At 52.8% G+C, this 15137-nt stretch carries 13 protein-coding genes; 6 read left to right on the top strand and 7 right to left on the bottom strand.

Annotated elements, in window-relative coordinates; all coding sequences use genetic code 11:
* The 3 genes from LX59_RS00485 to LX59_RS00495 are packed head-to-tail and all read right to left on the bottom strand — an operon-like array spanning nucleotide 1 to nucleotide 1945.
* The gene (locus tag LX59_RS00485; protein WP_144569885.1) at nucleotides 1-1005 is read right to left on the bottom strand and encodes an ArsJ-associated glyceraldehyde-3-phosphate dehydrogenase; all 1005 of its coding nucleotides are present in this window, start codon (nucleotides 1003-1005) and stop codon (nucleotides 1-3) included.
* A 48-nt stretch (nucleotides 1006-1053) separates the two neighbouring features.
* Nucleotides 1054-1554, bottom strand: coding sequence for a cyclin-dependent kinase inhibitor 3 family protein (locus LX59_RS00490; protein ID WP_144569886.1), 501 nt, complete (start codon nucleotides 1552-1554; stop codon nucleotides 1054-1056).
* A 34-nt stretch (nucleotides 1555-1588) separates the two neighbouring features.
* On the bottom strand, nucleotides 1589-1945 hold the full coding sequence (locus LX59_RS00495) for a metalloregulator ArsR/SmtB family transcription factor (protein ID WP_144569887.1): 357 nt from the start codon (nucleotides 1943-1945) through the stop codon (nucleotides 1589-1591).
* Nucleotides 1946-2051: 106 nt separating this feature from the next.
* Between LX59_RS00495 and arsB the strand changes: the two genes are divergently transcribed.
* The 5 genes from arsB (at nucleotide 2052) to LX59_RS00520 (ending at nucleotide 6963) form a co-directional block, all read left to right on the top strand.
* Nucleotides 2052-3107: an ACR3 family arsenite efflux transporter gene (gene arsB, locus LX59_RS00500; RefSeq protein WP_144569888.1), complete on the top strand. Its 1056-nt coding sequence runs from the start codon at nucleotides 2052-2054 to the stop codon at nucleotides 3105-3107.
* A gap of 16 nt (nucleotides 3108-3123) precedes the next feature.
* Complete coding sequence (locus tag LX59_RS00505) at nucleotides 3124-4125, top strand: permease (RefSeq protein ID WP_144569889.1); 1002 nt, start codon at nucleotides 3124-3126, stop codon at nucleotides 4123-4125.
* Nucleotides 4126-4143: 18 nt separating this feature from the next.
* Nucleotides 4144-4380 carry a thioredoxin family protein gene (locus LX59_RS00510; protein ID WP_144569890.1) on the top strand — a complete coding sequence of 79 codons (237 nt, stop codon included), beginning with the start codon at nucleotides 4144-4146 and terminating at the stop codon, nucleotides 4378-4380.
* 178 nt (nucleotides 4381-4558) lie between these two features.
* Nucleotides 4559-6517, top strand: a complete 1959-nt coding sequence (locus LX59_RS00515) for a methyl-accepting chemotaxis protein (protein WP_144569891.1) — start codon at nucleotides 4559-4561, stop codon at nucleotides 6515-6517.
* 35 nt (nucleotides 6518-6552) lie between these two features.
* Nucleotides 6553-6963, top strand: a complete 411-nt coding sequence (locus tag LX59_RS00520; RefSeq protein WP_170234311.1) for a lysozyme inhibitor LprI family protein — start codon at nucleotides 6553-6555, stop codon at nucleotides 6961-6963.
* Nucleotides 6964-6976: 13 nt separating this feature from the next.
* On the opposite strand, the gene LX59_RS00525 is transcribed toward LX59_RS00520, so the two are convergent.
* The 4 genes from LX59_RS00525 to LX59_RS00540 all read right to left on the bottom strand — a co-directional run bounded on the left by LX59_RS00525 (nucleotide 6977) and on the right by LX59_RS00540 (nucleotide 13309).
* A complete protein-coding gene (locus LX59_RS00525) occupies nucleotides 6977-9262 on the bottom strand; it encodes a YgiQ family radical SAM protein (RefSeq protein ID WP_144569892.1) in 2286 nt (761 codons plus the stop codon).
* A gap of 89 nt (nucleotides 9263-9351) precedes the next feature.
* The gene (locus tag LX59_RS00530; protein WP_144569893.1) at nucleotides 9352-10350 is read right to left on the bottom strand and encodes a LacI family DNA-binding transcriptional regulator; all 999 of its coding nucleotides are present in this window, start codon (nucleotides 10348-10350) and stop codon (nucleotides 9352-9354) included.
* 103 nt (nucleotides 10351-10453) lie between these two features.
* Nucleotides 10454-11932 (bottom strand): glycoside hydrolase family 32 protein, encoded by a 1479-nt coding sequence (locus LX59_RS00535; protein WP_144569894.1) that lies wholly within the window; start codon nucleotides 11930-11932, stop codon nucleotides 10454-10456.
* A 93-nt stretch (nucleotides 11933-12025) separates the two neighbouring features.
* The gene (locus LX59_RS00540) at nucleotides 12026-13309 is read right to left on the bottom strand and encodes an MFS transporter (protein ID WP_144569895.1); all 1284 of its coding nucleotides are present in this window, start codon (nucleotides 13307-13309) and stop codon (nucleotides 12026-12028) included.
* Between the two features lie 152 nt (nucleotides 13310-13461).
* On the opposite strand from LX59_RS00540, the gene LX59_RS00545 reads away from it, so the two are divergent.
* Nucleotides 13462-15087, top strand: a complete 1626-nt coding sequence (locus LX59_RS00545; RefSeq protein WP_144569896.1) for a carbohydrate porin — start codon at nucleotides 13462-13464, stop codon at nucleotides 15085-15087.
* Nucleotides 15088-15137 lie beyond the last annotated feature (50 nt).

The raw sequence follows: 15137 nt of genomic DNA on the forward strand, positions 1-15137 counted from the left end.
TTAATCCGCCAAACCCACCAAACGCGCCAATTCGACGGTGCGATTGGCATAGCCCCACTCATTGTCGTACCAAGCGTAGAGCTTCACCTGTGTGCCATTAACCACCATGGTGGACAGCGCATCAATGATGGAGGAACGGGGATCGGTGCGGTAATCAATGGATACCAGAGGCCGCTCCTCATAGCCCAAAATACCCTTCAAGGGGCCTTCCGCAGCGGCTTTAAGCAAGGCGTTCACGGCTTCTACGGTAGTCGGCTGCTCCACCTCAAACACGCAATCGGTTAGGGAGGCATTGGCCAAAGGCACCCGCACGGCATGGCCGTTCAGGCGGCCACGCAGTTCAGGGAAGATCTCCGCAATCGCGGTCGCTGAGCCGGTCGTAGTCGGAATCAGGCTCAACCCCGAAGCGCGGGCGCGGCGCAAATCCTTGTGCGGGGTGTCGAGGATGCTTTGGGTGTTGGTCAAATCATGAATGGTGGTGATGGAGCCGTGACGAATCCCCAGATTTTCGTGAATCACCTTCACCACTGGAGCCAAGCAGTTAGTGGTGCAGGAAGCGGCGGTCACAATCCGGTGCTGGGCGGGATCAAAAAGCTGATGATTTACCCCCATCACCACGTTCAGCGCTCCGGCCTCCTTCACCGGCGCACTGACCACCACTCGTTTCACGCCTTGCTCTAAGTAAGGTTGCAATGAAGCCACCTTGGTCATTTTACCGCTGGCCTCAATCACCAGATCGCAGCCGCTCCAATCGGTATCAGCAAGGGCTTTATTGGCGGTCACGGGAATGCGTTTACCACCGATCAGCAGGTTATTGCCCTCACTCTGAGCCTCGTGCTGCCAACGGCCATGCACCGAGTCGAAGTTGAGCAAATGGGCATGGGTGGCGGCATCACCCGCCGGATCGTTGATCTGCACAAAGTCCAGCTCCGGCCAATCCCAAGCCGCCCGCAACGCCAAACGTCCGATACGGCCAAAACCGTTGATGCCTACCTTAATGCTCATGCTGTCCTCTTCTTTTTCGAATGATGGGGGCTGTTGTAATTCGTGCGGCTATTGTTGGGGCGTGTCGAACTGAGCTAACCACGCAACATGCGCCGGGTGCTGAATAGCCTTTGGACGCAATGCCTGTACCTGTGCCACCGCCTGATCCCGACTCAGCCCGCGCTCCATCAATAAGCGAGCAACGATCAAACCGGTACGCCCAGAGCCACCCTTGCAGTGAATGGCCACAGAACGGCCTTGATCCAGCAATTGCTGCAACCGTCTGTGGCTATGCGCCCAAGCGCTGTCAAAGTCAGCCAAGGGGATTTGCTCATCGGCAATGGGCAGGTGGAACCACTCCAGCTGCTGCTCTGCACACAGACTGGGCAAGGCATCAACGCTCTGAGCCTCCAACTCCTCCTCCGGCATCAGGGTCACGAGGGCCGAAGCACCCGCGGCTTTGAGGTCTTTTAAAGCCTCAGCCACTGAGGTCTCCTTAAGGCCGGGACAGGGCGTCAGAATTAAGGAGCCGGCCCCATCAAGGGGTAACAGATCATAAGGGTGGGACACAGCATCACCTCTCAAAGGTCATTAAGGATAGAAATCAACGGCACAGGGAAGAACGATCTGGGCGCTTTTGCATCTCCCGTAAACGCTGCTGATCCGGCTCCAGCCAAGTGCCATGAGCCGCTAAGACTTCCGCCAACAGGTGTTTAGCCCAATCCGGCAACTCTGGGTGCAGACGGTAGTACACCCATTGCCCCTGCCGCCGATCGGCCAGCAGCCCTTGGGTACGCAGCAAGGCCAGATGGCGCGAAATCTTAGGTTGGCTTTCTTCTAGAGCCGCCATCAGCTCACACACGCACAACTCCCCCTCCGCACTGACCAATAAGGCAATCCGCAGTCGGGTTTCGTCCGCCAGTGCTTTGAACAGCAACGAAGGGTTTAGGAGGTCAGACATGGCGACTCGCTACATATGTTTTTTCGAATATACTATATTTCATATATTACTCTAAAATTTCAGCCCTACCGGATGGGGTTGTCTGCCCCCAAGAGATCCTTTTGCTATGTCCCACGCCAATGCCTCCCCTTTAGGCCTGTTCGAACGCTACCTGAGTTTGTGGGTATTTTTATGCATTCTGGGCGGAACCCTGCTGGGATTGTGGGCTCCGAATGCCACCCAAGCCATCGGGGCACTGACCGTTGCTGAGGTCAATCTGCCCGTAGGGGTACTGATTTGGCTGATGATCATTCCCATGCTGATGAAGATCGACTTCTCAGCCCTGCACGAAGTCCGCCAGCAGAAAGCCGGAATGGGGATTACCCTGTTCATCAATTGGGTGATTAAACCCTTTTCCATGGCGGCTATTGGCTGGTTGTTTCTACGCCATATTTTCGCCCCGTGGCTGGCGGAAGATCAGATCGACAGCTATCTGGCCGGGCTGATTCTGCTGGGTGCTGCGCCCTGTACCGCGATGGTATTTGTCTGGAGCAACCTCTGTAACGGCAATCCCAACTTCACCCTGACTCAGGTAGCCCTGAATGATCTGGTGATGGTGTTTGCCTTTGCGCCCATTGTGGCTTTCTTACTCGGCGTGTCCTCCATTCCCGTTCCTTGGGATACCCTACTGCTCTCGGTGGTGATGTATATCCTGATTCCGCTGGCCATCGCTCAAGGTCTGCGGCGGCAGTTGTTGCGTCAAGGCGAGCCCGTCTTTCAGGCCCAATTAGCCAAGCTCGCCCCTTTCTCCATGTTGGCATTGCTGGCCACGCTGGTATTGCTGTTTTCCTTTCAAGGACAGGCCATTGTGGCCCAGCCACTGGTTATTGCCCTGCTGGCCGTGCCCATTCTGTTGCAGACCCTAGTGATTGCCGCCTTGGGGTATGCCTTAAGCCGCTATTTTAAGGTCAGTCATTCGGTAGCAGGCCCAGCAACCATGATCGGTGCTTCTAACTTTTTCGAGCTGGCGGTCGCCGTGGCCATTGTGCTCTACGGTTTCGACTCAGGGGCGGCACTGGCTACGGTGGTTGGGGTGTTGATTGAGGTGCCTGTGATGCTGTGGCTGGTGCGGCTGATCAATAACAGCAAAGTCTGGTACGAGCAAAATCTAACCCAAGCCTAATCTCTAGGAGTCACCCATGGACTTTTTTGAATGGCTGAACGATCAGTTACTGCGGATGGAGTGGCTGTCTCAGGGGGTGAAGGCTGTGCTGGAGGCGCTGGGGTTGGATTTGTCCAGCCGCTTGGGGGGCAGCCTGCACTTCTTTATCTACGATGTGATTAAGATTTTCATCCTGTTATCGGTGCTGATTTTCATCATCTCCTGGATTCAGAGCTATTTTCCCCCAGAGCGCACACGGCGCATCTTGGGCGGTTTGCAAGGCTTTCGAGCCAATCTAGCCGCCGCACTTTTGGGAACCATAACCCCCTTTTGCTCCTGCTCCTCCATTCCCCTATTTATCGGCTTCACTGGATCGGGCTTACCCCTGTCCATTACCTTCTCGTTCCTCATTTCCTCGCCCTTGGTGGATTTGGCCTCCCTCATCCTGCTGGCGGGTATCTTTAACTGGAGCATCGCCATCGCCTATGTGCTGCTGGGTTTGGTATTAGCGGTACTGGGAGGAGCCCTGATTGGCGCGTTGCGGATGGAGCAACAGATCGAGGCCTTTGTAACCCGCCATCCGGTATTGGACCTGCCCCCCGAACAACTTCAGCTACGTGACCGACTGCGTTATGCCGCCGAGCAAGTACAGGAGATTGTCCAGCGCGTCTGGATGTACGTGTTATTGGGGGTGGGTATTGGGGCTCTGATTCACAACTGGATCCCTGAGAGCGTCATCAATGCTCTGATTGGCAGCGACAAACTATGGTCCGTGCCCCTTGCGACCCTGATTGGCATCCCCATGTACGCCGATATTTTTGGCACCCTACCCATTGCGGAAGCGCTAGTACATAAAGGGGTCGGTCTAGGCACAGTGCTGGCCTTTATGATGGCGGTCACCGCCCTCTCACTCCCCTCGCTCATCATGCTGCGCAAAGTCGTGAAGCCACCATTGTTAGCGGCATTTTTCAGCATCATCACCCTAGGCATCATGCTGATTGGTTATCTGTTCAACGCCTTTGCTTACCTTTTTCTCTGATTGATAGGAGTACGCCCCATGCTGATTAAAGTTCTGGGCTCTGGCTGTAAAAAATGCATCACCCTGACCGAAAACACCCATACGGCCCTAAGCCAACTCCAGCGCGAAGCCGAGGTGGTGAAAGTAACGGACTTCGCCGAAATCGCTGCCTATGGCGTGATGTCCACCCCCGCGCTGGTGATTGATGAGCGCGTGGTATCTATGGGTAAAGTGCTCAGCGCAGATGAGGTCGCAGCCTTGATCCAAGCAGCCTAAGCCCGCTGCGGAGGCTGGCGGAAAATCCGTCGCCCTAAACGAAGCCAAGCCCAAAATAATGACGCTTAGCCTCTGGCAAAAGGCTTTCAGCTCCTATCAACCCACGCAGTCGTCATAAAAACGACACTAAACTGCCATAAGGTACAGCTCTCTCTCCTGACCTGTACCTGAGGCTGACATGCGCCTAAAGTCCCTCACCACACTCAACACGGTGCTGCTTGTTGGTGTTTGTTTGGCCTTGGGAATCACCCTCTGGTGGTCAGAGCGGGCTATGGAGCAGCCTTACCAACTGATTGGCCAGTATCTAAAATTATCCCAGCAGTTTCAGTACCAAGTCGCTAAGGGGTTACAAGACTATCTGGAAACCGGTGATGCCCTACAGCACAGCCAAGCTACCCAGAGCTTAACCACCCTAGAGTCTTCAGTAGATGCACTGCCAGAGCAACTGGCCCAGCAGTTAAACTCTAGCCTGAGCAAGCTGTACCAATTTGCCACTACCGACTTACTGGCCGCCGGAAAATTAGCCGGCGATCCTCAGGGGCTGTTAATTCAAGCTGAACGAGAGCTAGCCGATCATCTGGAACAGTTTGGCCGCTATGTACGGCAAGCCAACGCGCGCGAGTATTGGCCACCGTTGTCGTCCATGAATCTGCACCTACAACGCCTAAGCCATACACGCGCACGAGTCATCAGCACAGGCCGCGACGATCTTATGAGTGAGATTGAGCAAGCACTGGAACTGGTCAACCAAGATTACCGACAACTGCTTGCATTGCCTCCCCTAGGCATTGCCCTAGAACAAAGCGCTCCCAGTAATGACTTCGCCTCCCTGCTGGGATTAGGAGGTCAAAGTCAAAAAAACCGCCCCACTGAAGATGCCGCCATTGCCTTAAAGCGCGAACTGGGCAGTCTAGTGCAACGCTACCCCGCAGAACTTTTGCGCACTCGTGAACAAATTCGCCAAAGGACAATCCTCGTGCATCACCACGCAGAGCGGATGACAGAAGTCCAAAACGCACTCTCGGCACTGGAGAAACCCGTTCAGGCGGAGCGCGAGCGCATCCAACAAGACGTGCGCCTGATACAAGCGTTGTTGATCCTGATTATTTTAGGCATCGCCCTCACCATTGATCGCGTACAACGAGGATTCACTGCCCATTTAGAGCGCCTCGTCCCCCGTTTATCGGCTTGGGCACAGGGCGATTTTGAGCAAAGGATACAGATCCCTTCCCGCATTCAGGAAATGCAGGAAATTGAACGCTCATTAAATTGGTTGCGCGATTACCTAAGCCAACTGATTACCTCCTTACGTCAACACGCACAGAATGTCGCCGGAAGCAGTCAAAGTCTGGCCGGTATGAGCCACGAGCTACAAAAAAGTGCCCGTCATCAAGCCGCTGAAACCGCCCAGATTCGAGACTCCTTAGCCGAGCTAGAAGCCACCATCACCCAAGTGGCTACGGGAAGTAACGAGGCCGCCGAAGCAGGGAAAACCGCCAATCAATCCGTCAGCCAAGGCCAGCAGATCATTGGCCAAAGTTTGGATGGGTTACGCGCCTTGGTTAAAGAAGTGCAGGACAACGCCCAAGCCGTGGATAACCTTGCCCAAGAAACCCAAACCATTGGCAAAGTGCTTACGGTGATTCGCTCCATTGCCGATCAAACCAACCTGCTTGCCCTAAACGCCGCCATCGAAGCCGCGCGGGCTGGTGAGCAAGGACGCGGCTTTGCCGTAGTGGCCGAAGAAGTGCGCTCTTTAGCCCAGAGAACCACCCAAGCTACGGGAGAAATTCAACAGGTCATCGCACGCCTGCAACTGGCGGCCCGTCAATCGGTGGACAGTATGCAGGCTCAAGTAACCCACGCCGAAGACACAGCTAAACAAGCCGAGTCCGCCGATCACGCCATGCAGCATATTGTGGAAGCTATTCTCACCATTCGAACCATGGCCGACCAAATTGCTCAAGCTACCGCCCAACAAACCGATGCAGTGGCCGAAATTCGCCGCCACAGTGAGCGCATTTACCAGCTTGGAGATGCCAATTTAGAGCATATCAATATGGGCTTGCAGCAAAGTGAACATTTACTGCATTTAGGCAGCGATCTGGATAGAACTACCCAGAGTATTAGGGTTTAATCGGTCGATAACTCACTGCCTCTAAGGAGGCCTAGATGTTGCTCAAAGTACGCGCTGCATCATTATCAATTCTGCTGAGTGTTAGCCTATCGGTATCCGCCTTTGAGGATGAGGACTACTCCAGCGCCTATAACCAATGCATGGATAAAGCCGATGGCGTGACCATCCCAATGGTGGAGTGCGCTATGGCTGAGTTTCAGCGGCAAGATACGCTCCTGAATCAAAACTACAAAGCTGCCCTCAAAACCCTTGCCCCCGAAAAACAAAAACAACTGCGCGAGATTCAACGCCTGTGGATTCAGTTTCGTGATGCGGAATGCAGCTTTTATGGCAACCTCACCGGAGGCAGTATTGATCGTATTACCAGTTCATCTTGCATGATGGAGATTACTAAAGCCCGAGCCGACGACTTAGGCGCTTTAGCCGAATCCCAAGAAAGCAACTGAGCATAGGCCCTTATCATCGCGGTTTAGGCGGCTGCTTCTGTGGTTTATTTCCACCCTTACGCTTTTGCTCAACCTCGGCCTTACGCCGTGCCTCAGCCGCCGCCTTAGCCTGTTCGCGTTTATCCCACGCATTACCGCTGTCCGGCGTTTTCGGCAATCCGGTATGACGGGTGGCCATCGGTTTGCCGGATTTTTTGCTGTCACTCGCACTCGGCGTTGAGTTTTTACGCCGTGCGCTTTGATAGCCATCCGTTTGCGGTTGGTAAGCGGGAATCAGTTGCTGCTGACCATTACCGATCAAATCCGCGCGGCCCATATCTTTCAGCGCTTCACGCAACAAGGGCCAGTTTTTCGGATCGTGGTAACGCAAGAAGGCTTTATGCAGACGGCGTTGGGCTTCGCTTTTGACGATGTACACCCCTTCGCTTTTGTACGTCACCTTGGTCAGTGGATTGCGACCGGTGTGGTACATGGCGGTGGCAATGGACATGGGCGACGGATAAAACGCCTGCACCTGATCGGCGCGGAAGTCATTGCGCTTCAGCCACAGCGCCAGATTCATCATGTCTTCATCCGTGGTGCCCGGATGGGCGGCGATAAAGTACGGGATCAGGTACTGCTCTTTGCCCGCCTCTTTTGAGTAGCGCTCAAACAGGCGCTTGAAGCGATCATAGGTGCCCATCCCCGGCTTCATCATCTTGGATAAGGGGCCTTCCTCGGTGTGCTCCGGCGCAATCTTCAGGTAGCCGCCCACATGGTAGGTGGCCAGCTCCTTGATGTAGTCCGGTGACTCCACCGCCAAGTCGTAGCGCAACCCGGAGGCAATCAGGATCTTCTTAATTCCCGGTAAGGCACGCGCCATGCGGTAGAGCTGGATCAGCGCCGAATGGTCAGTGTTCAGATTCTGGCAAATACCGGGATAGACGCAGGACAGCTTGCGGCAGGCCGACTCAATGCTGCGGCTCTTACAGGCCAAACGGTACATATTGGCCGTTGGCCCGCCCAAATCGGAGATCACTCCGGTAAAGCCCGGTACATGGTCACGAATTTCTTCGATTTCACGCAGGATCGAGGCTTCGGAGCGGTTTTGGATGATGCGTCCCTCATGCTCAGTGATGGAACAGAAGGTACAGCCACCAAAGCAACCGCGCATGATGTTGATCGAGAAGCGGATCATCTCATAGCCGGGGATTTTCTCACCGCCATAGGCTGGATGCGGCACCCGTGCAAAGGGCAGCCCGAACACATAGTCCATCTCTTCGGTGGACAGCGGGATCGGCGCGGGGTTGAGCCAAATATCCAGCCCTTCGTGCCGTTGCACCAGCGCCCGACCGTTGCCGGGGTTGATCTCCTGATGCATCACCCGACAGGCATGGGCGTACAGCACCGGATCGTTGCGCACCTTTTCAAAGGACGGCAGACGCACCACAGTTTTATCACGCGGAATGCGCGGATTCGGCAAAATGGCGACCGGTTGTGCTTCGTCAGGCGCTTCTGCTTGAGGAGGCTTGGCTTGCTCTAGGGCGCAGGCCGCCGCATCCTGCGTATTGACGTAGGGGTTGATGATTTTATCCACCACCCCCGGACGGTCGATGCGCGTCGAGTCCAGCTCAAACCAGCCTTCGGGCGTAGTGCGGCGAATAAAGGCCGTGCCGCGAATATCGGTCAGCGACTCCACCGGCTCACCGGCAGCCAGTCGGTGCGCGACTTCCACCACCGCGCGGTCAGCATTACCGAACAGCAGCAAATCGGCGGTGGCATCCATCAAAATGGAGCGGCGCACTTTGTCCTGCCAGTAATCGTAGTGAGCGATGCGGCGTAAAGAAGCCTCAATGCCGCCCAAAATCACCGGCACATCGCTCCACGCCTCTTTGCAGCGCTGGCTATACACCAAACTGGCGCGGTCAGGACGTTTTCCCGCCAATCCACCCGGCGTATAGGCATCATCAGAGCGAATTTTGCGATCAGCCGTGTAGCGGTTGATCATGGAGTCCATGTTGCCCGCCGTCACCCCAAAAAACAGGTTGGGGCGACCGAGGCGCATAAAGTCCTCTGGCGAGCGCCAATCGGGCTGGGCGATGATGCCAACGCGAAAACCCTGAGCCTCCAGCAGCCGTCCAATAATCGCCATCCCAAAGGAAGGGTGATCCACATAGGCATCCCCGGTGACGATGATCACATCACAGGAGTCCCAACCCAAGGCATCCATTTCCGCCCGACTCATGGGCAAAAAGGGCGCAGGGCCAAAACATTCGGCCCAATAAGGGGTGTAATCAAACAGAGGTTTGGCGGCGTGCATGGTGATGACCGGAGGGGGAATTGCGAGGAGACCCCTAATAGTACAGCAACCCCTCCCCCCAAGGCAGCGGTGCGTTAGAAACTATCGACTTACCAAGACTGGCGGCTAATCACAGGACAGGGGACACGATGGATAAAGGGCTCGTGCTTTTCTTTAATCAGATGTAAGGTCGCCCGCCGCCCCATTTCATAATAAGGGAGCTGTACGGTAGTCAAAGGTGGGTAAAACAGCTCAGCTACACCCACCATATTGTCATAGCCTAGAACGGCTACATCTTCGGGAATGCGCAAACCACAACCCAGCAGGTATTGATAAGCCACCAGTGCAATGCGATCGTTGCCACAAATTAACAGATCAAAGTCGGGCTTACCGTTCGACGCACTCAAACGCCGCCTCAGCTCATCAAGGGTTTCGCCATAGGCATCATCGGCGGAAATATCGTACTGCGGTACAGCCTCTAAAGGGATACCGGCTTCAGTCAAAGCACGCTGCAACCCCTGCTGACGTAAGGTGCTCGCTAAACTGTGGCGGGGCAGATTGATGCACAAAGGCCGTCGATAACCGCGTTCTAAGGCTTGCTTAACCGCACAATATTGCCCCTCTTCATCGTCTGGAACGTAGCAAGCAATATCGGCCTCAGTACTGAGACAACCACTCAGCACTAGGGGTTTGTCGCGCAGTACCGCCGGAACCTGCAAAACCCGCAATTGCATGGCACTAAAGATAATGCCATCCGGTCGATGAGAGAGTAACAAGTCAATGACCTGTGGACAGGGAGGCGTTTCAAATACATTGAGAATAAAAACACTCCAACCGTGCTCTCGGGCCGTTTGCTCCAAGGACAGCAGCATTTCCACAGCAAAAGGCGTTGTTGCCGTATCGAATGCTAAAACGCCTATGGTCTTACCACCGGATGTCCCCCCACGAATTTGCCGAGCCGATAGGCTGGGTACATAGTTCAAACGCTCAACGGCCTGAAGCACTCTGGCCAGAGTTTCAGGATTAACCTTTTCAGGGGTATTGAGCGCTCTGGACACAGTCATCGGAGAAACCCCCGCCAACCGTGCAACATCTTTGACTGAAGCCATGTACAGGTGCCAGTGTGTATTTGGCGTTGCATGATGTCATGGCCAACAAAAAGATGACAATAAGCCAAAAGCGGGGCAGATAACTCGGTTTATGGCGGGCAACTTAGAGTTTAAGATCAGCCAGCCTCCATGCGGAAAGCTCGCCAAATACCCCAGTCCCATTCACAGCAAATGCACGAATCCCCACGCTGCAAGGATCGGGATAAATACGGCTGCTCAGCACATAGGCTCCATCATCTACAAAGACCTCAATAGAGGAACGATCCAGAAAAATATGCAGGGCCACCCGAGTTTGCTCCAGCGCTATGGGAACACTGCGCACTCCGCAAACGCCAACTCCAGACTGCTGACGATCCAGCACTAAACGACGCGCCATAGCATCAACGTATAGCAGCGTCTGCTCTCGTCCATCGGCACTGCAACGCAGCGCGAGACCAAAATGCTCTGCGGTGCTGCTCTGTACTTCAAGCTCAAGTTTAAGCTCAAGTAAGTCTCCACGCACCGCCAAGTCATGGCTTTGCGCCTCAATCACGCCCACTGTTAAGCAATGCTGAGATTGACGTAAGGCCACCAGCTCCCGTGCAGGGCGCATCCGCAAACGATCACCCTCTACACTAAGCTCTCGTGGCAACGTCAGTGCCCCACACCAGTGGTCGGCTTGGCTGGGCATAGGGCTGTTCCACATATCCATCCAAGCCCATACCAAGCGCCGCCCATCCGGTGCGAGTAGCGTTTGAGCGGCATAAAAATCATGCCCGTGGTCAAGTTCATACCAAGGAGTTTCACTGACAAAGGTGGCATCATCCTGCAAACGTCCTAAGCAATAGCTGTTTTGGTATAGGTTCCAGCGCTCATAACCTTGGGGCGTTAAGCCTTGGGGGGAACATAAAAAGACATCACGCCCTTCCAGCTCAAATAAGTCAGGACACTCCCACATATAGCCATCCAGAGCGCGCTGTCCTTTCAGAGCACAGCCTAAGTAATCCCAGTCATACAGATTGGACGAGCGATACAGCAGTAACATTGGATCATCACCTTGGCGTGCCCCCAATGCCATCCACCACTCATGGCCTCGCTTCCAAACTTTAGGGTCACGAAAGTGCATTATGTCAGGATAGGGCGCTGCTTCGATCACAACACCCCGCTTTGTAAAATGTACGCCATCTGTACTGGTTGCCAGACATTGCACCTGATGCATTCCCTGCGCATCATTACCCGCCTCCCCCAACCAACGATGCCCGGTATAGAACAGGTATAGGGTTTCTGCCTCAACCACTGCCGAGCCGGAAAAACATCCGTCTGGATCAAAATCATCGCCGGGCGCTAAAGCAATGGGCCTATGTTCCCAATGTACTAAATCAGCACTTTTTGCATGTCCCCAATACATAGGGCCCCATTTAGGCGAATGGGGATGATGCTGATAAAAGACGTGGTACTCACCCTGAAAATATACTAAGCCATTGGGATCATTCATCCATCCTAAGGGTGGGGATAAATGAAATCCGAGACGATAGTTACTGGTATATACCTGTTTTCGTTTATCAAAGTTTGAAACTGTTGCCGTTAAAAGTTCGGTCTGCATAGTTTTCTTTAACCCTAAAAGTTATTATCAATAAATACTGAGGAAGCGTTACCTTCAGCAACAAAACATGAAGGTAACGACTATAATGAAAGATCAATGCTCGCAGCGATTAGGTACTTTAACCCCGGCTACAGGAAACTCTAACCCAACACTCCGAGACTCATTAGTACGTGGTAAATCCCCTCGTAATAACGACCAAGACAGCAGCAAGCACACTCCAACTAAGCAACCTAATACTAAATAAACATTAGCAAAGCCAATCGAGTCGTAACCGTAGCCTACAGCAGGCGATAACAGCATTGCGGTCAACTGCTGGGCAAATTGGAAACATACAAGGTACAGTGTGGCAGAAAGGCGTGCCTCAAAGTTAACTGCAATGTACTTAAATACCGACACTAATAAGATGGGAACTTCTATTGCATGCAACATTTTACAGGCTGAAATTACCCAGATATCAGTGGCTAATCCAGAACCTATAATGCGTAGAAACATAATACTTCCTGCCAATAATAATCCATACTTGGCCCCAGTGCGCATAACAACCCAGGGTGCAAACAGCATTAATAAGGCCTCAAGAAGTACCTGTGATGAGTTTAAATATCCATAGGCACGGGTTCCTATTTCCTCCGTAGGAAAAAAAGAGGAAAAGTAGACTGGGAACTGTTGCTCGTAAATCATATAGATTCCAGCAACACCCGTTAAAAACAAACTAAATGCCCAAAAGCGCGGCAGATGGAGTAATTGAAAAATATCAGCAAACTTTACAGGTACTGATTCTATACCCTGTGGCTCATTGCTTTTAAAAACATCCATATCCAACCGGGAAAGAATCAGCAAAAAAATCAAACCCGATATACTGCTCATACAAAATACAATATTGGGATTGATATTAAAAACAATACCTACAATTCCCGTAGCTACTGCCCAACCCAATGATCCCCACATTCGAGTAGTACCAAACTCAAAACCCGCGTGGCGGGATAAACGCTCGGTATAAGACTCAATCACCCCAACGCCAGCCAGTACTGCGAAGGCCAAGAAAGCCGCCCCAACTAAGGCGCCCCAGAATACATTTTGTCCGAGTAGCTCGGCATAAACATATATTGCAAAGGGCGCTATGGAGGTCAGCAAAACACCAATCCAAGCCAATAGCTTTCGAGAAAGCCCTAAACGATCCTGCAAAGCCCCGTAAAAAGGCTGAACAAGCAGCGCCGCCACGGCATTGGCCGCAAAGATAAAACCGATTTCCGTACCATTTAAACCAATAATGCGATGTAGCCAAATCGAAAACAGTGAATAGCTCGATGACCACGCAAAAAAGAAGAAAAATAGCAGGCCACTGACCAACCAATACTCGCGCTTAAGTGCAATACGCATGAAACTCCCCTCTTGTTTTTATTAAAGGTAACGTTACCATTCATAAGGTAACGTTAACATGCGCAGCAATTACGCTACGAATGAGCGCGTTTTGTCAAGAAACATTTGACAGTCGTTCTGACGCACCTATGACAAGAATAAGAGGTTCATCTATGCGTTCTGCAACCTATCGGCCTTGGGCCAGTTTTTCTCTGCTTGTTCTTTCTGGAAACCTTCTTGCGGCATCCCCCAGTATCGAAGAACGTCTTGCGCGACTTGAAGCACGAACAGCAGCAGCCGAAGCCCGTGCAAGCGCTGCTGAAGCAGAGGCCACCCAACTGCGTAAAGAAGTTGAACGCCTTAACCAAAATCAACAATTTGCCCTAGGTAATCCCCTCGTAGCCCCAGAAACTCAAATGAGTTTGCTCGCACGGGTAGCGCAAATCGAAGCGCGTCAACAGTCGCTGGAGCGAGACACATCCAGTTTGGTTTCTTCAGTGGGCTCCATACGAAATATCACCAAAGGATTTACTTTTAGCGGATATGCCCGTTCTGGAACCATGAGTAACAGTGGGGCCGCAGGACGTGCAAGCCCCTATATAACCCCCGCCGGCTCAGTAGGTGGCGCTGTGGGACGACTAGGTAACGAATCCGATACCTACGTGGAAATGCAATTCGCAAAAGAAGATCAATCCGAGAACGGTACCCACTGGAAATACACGGTGATGCTCGCCGATGGCGTGGAAACCCCCAATGACTGGACGTCTAGCAGCAGCTCTCTCAATGTACGGAAGGCTTACTCAGAACTCAGTCACCTAGCTTCCTTCCAAAACAGCGCTGTATTCAAAAACGCAACCCTTTGGGCCGGTAAACGCTTCGATCGAGATAACTTTGACATCCATTGGCTCGACACCGATGTCGTGTTCCTAGCAGGAACCGGGGCAGGAATCTATGACGTACAACTCACTGACCAATGGCGTATCAATGCCTCCGTTATGAGCCGTTCCTACGGTGATTTCAGCGAAGATGCCAACGATAAAGACATCAGAAGTTACATCGCTACCCTCAACCAATTTTTTGATAATGGCCGCTGGCAACTCATGCTGAACGGCATCGCATCCCGACAAAACGATGCCAAGGTGCAGGCAAACTCCGAGGATACGAAAAAAACCGAGCGGCTCAACCAAGCAGGCTATAGCCCTGCTGAACGTGGTGTACACAGTATGTTGGCGTACCATCGGCCAGATTTTTTCGGACAGGAAGGCTTTTTCAAAGCCGCGCTACTGTACGGAAAGGGATTGGGTGCTGAGGTTAAAGGCATTGGCTCTGATGGCGAACTATTGGATGAAGCCAGCGCCCTACGTCTGGCAATGTACGGCCAAACTCGTTTGAATGATACCTGGCGCATTGCCCCTGTGCTCCTGACAGAACACAGCAAAGATCGTTATGTCCCCGGCGACAACTACCGCTGGTTAACGCTGAATGTGCGTTTAGCCAATGAGCTCAGTAGCAATTTTGAGATGGTCTATGAGACCAGTTGGCAAACTATGGATCTAGATCCCAAAGGTTATAAGGGTCGCCAAGCAGCCGACGGAGCCTTCTGGAAACTGACCATCGCGCCCACCTTTAAAGCTGAATCCGGTAACTTCTTTAAACGTCCCGAGTTACGCGTATTTGCCAGCTATATGGACTGGTCTAAAGAGTTGGACGGTTTCAGCGACTCGGATAACTTTGGTCAAAAATACTTTAAATCGGGCGGATTATGGCAATTTGGTACTCAGATGGAGGCTTGGTTCTAAAAACCTCAGCCTCTGAATAGAGAGGGCTGGACTCAGTGCCAGTTTGGCAA

It is taken from the genome of Azomonas agilis (genome assembly GCF_007830255.1).
Classification (GTDB): Bacteria; Pseudomonadota; Gammaproteobacteria; order Pseudomonadales; family Pseudomonadaceae; genus Azomonas; species Azomonas agilis.

What these genes read in the sequence shown, in the direction of transcription:
- LX59_RS00485 (WP_144569885.1), bottom strand. Translation starts at nt 1,005, where the DNA reads ATGAGCATTAAGGTAGGCATCAACGGTTTTGGCCGTATCGGACGTTTG.
- LX59_RS00495 (WP_144569887.1), bottom strand. Translation starts at nt 1,945, where the DNA reads ATGTCTGACCTCCTAAACCCTTCGTTGCTGTTCAAAGCACTGGCGGAC.
- arsB (WP_144569888.1), top strand. Translation starts at nt 2,052, where the DNA reads ATGTCCCACGCCAATGCCTCCCCTTTAGGCCTGTTCGAACGCTACCTG.
- LX59_RS00505 (WP_144569889.1), top strand. Translation starts at nt 3,124, where the DNA reads ATGGACTTTTTTGAATGGCTGAACGATCAGTTACTGCGGATGGAGTGG.
- LX59_RS00510 (WP_144569890.1), top strand. Translation starts at nt 4,144, where the DNA reads ATGCTGATTAAAGTTCTGGGCTCTGGCTGTAAAAAATGCATCACCCTG.
- LX59_RS00515 (WP_144569891.1), top strand. Translation starts at nt 4,559, where the DNA reads ATGCGCCTAAAGTCCCTCACCACACTCAACACGGTGCTGCTTGTTGGT.
- LX59_RS00520 (WP_170234311.1), top strand. Translation starts at nt 6,553, where the DNA reads ATGTTGCTCAAAGTACGCGCTGCATCATTATCAATTCTGCTGAGTGTT.
- LX59_RS00525 (WP_144569892.1), bottom strand. Translation starts at nt 9,262, where the DNA reads ATGCACGCCGCCAAACCTCTGTTTGATTACACCCCTTATTGGGCCGAA.
- LX59_RS00530 (WP_144569893.1), bottom strand. Translation starts at nt 10,350, where the DNA reads ATGGCTTCAGTCAAAGATGTTGCACGGTTGGCGGGGGTTTCTCCGATG.
- LX59_RS00535 (WP_144569894.1), bottom strand. Translation starts at nt 11,932, where the DNA reads ATGCAGACCGAACTTTTAACGGCAACAGTTTCAAACTTTGATAAACGA.
- LX59_RS00540 (WP_144569895.1), bottom strand. Translation starts at nt 13,309, where the DNA reads ATGCGTATTGCACTTAAGCGCGAGTATTGGTTGGTCAGTGGCCTGCTA.
- LX59_RS00545 (WP_144569896.1), top strand. Translation starts at nt 13,462, where the DNA reads ATGCGTTCTGCAACCTATCGGCCTTGGGCCAGTTTTTCTCTGCTTGTT.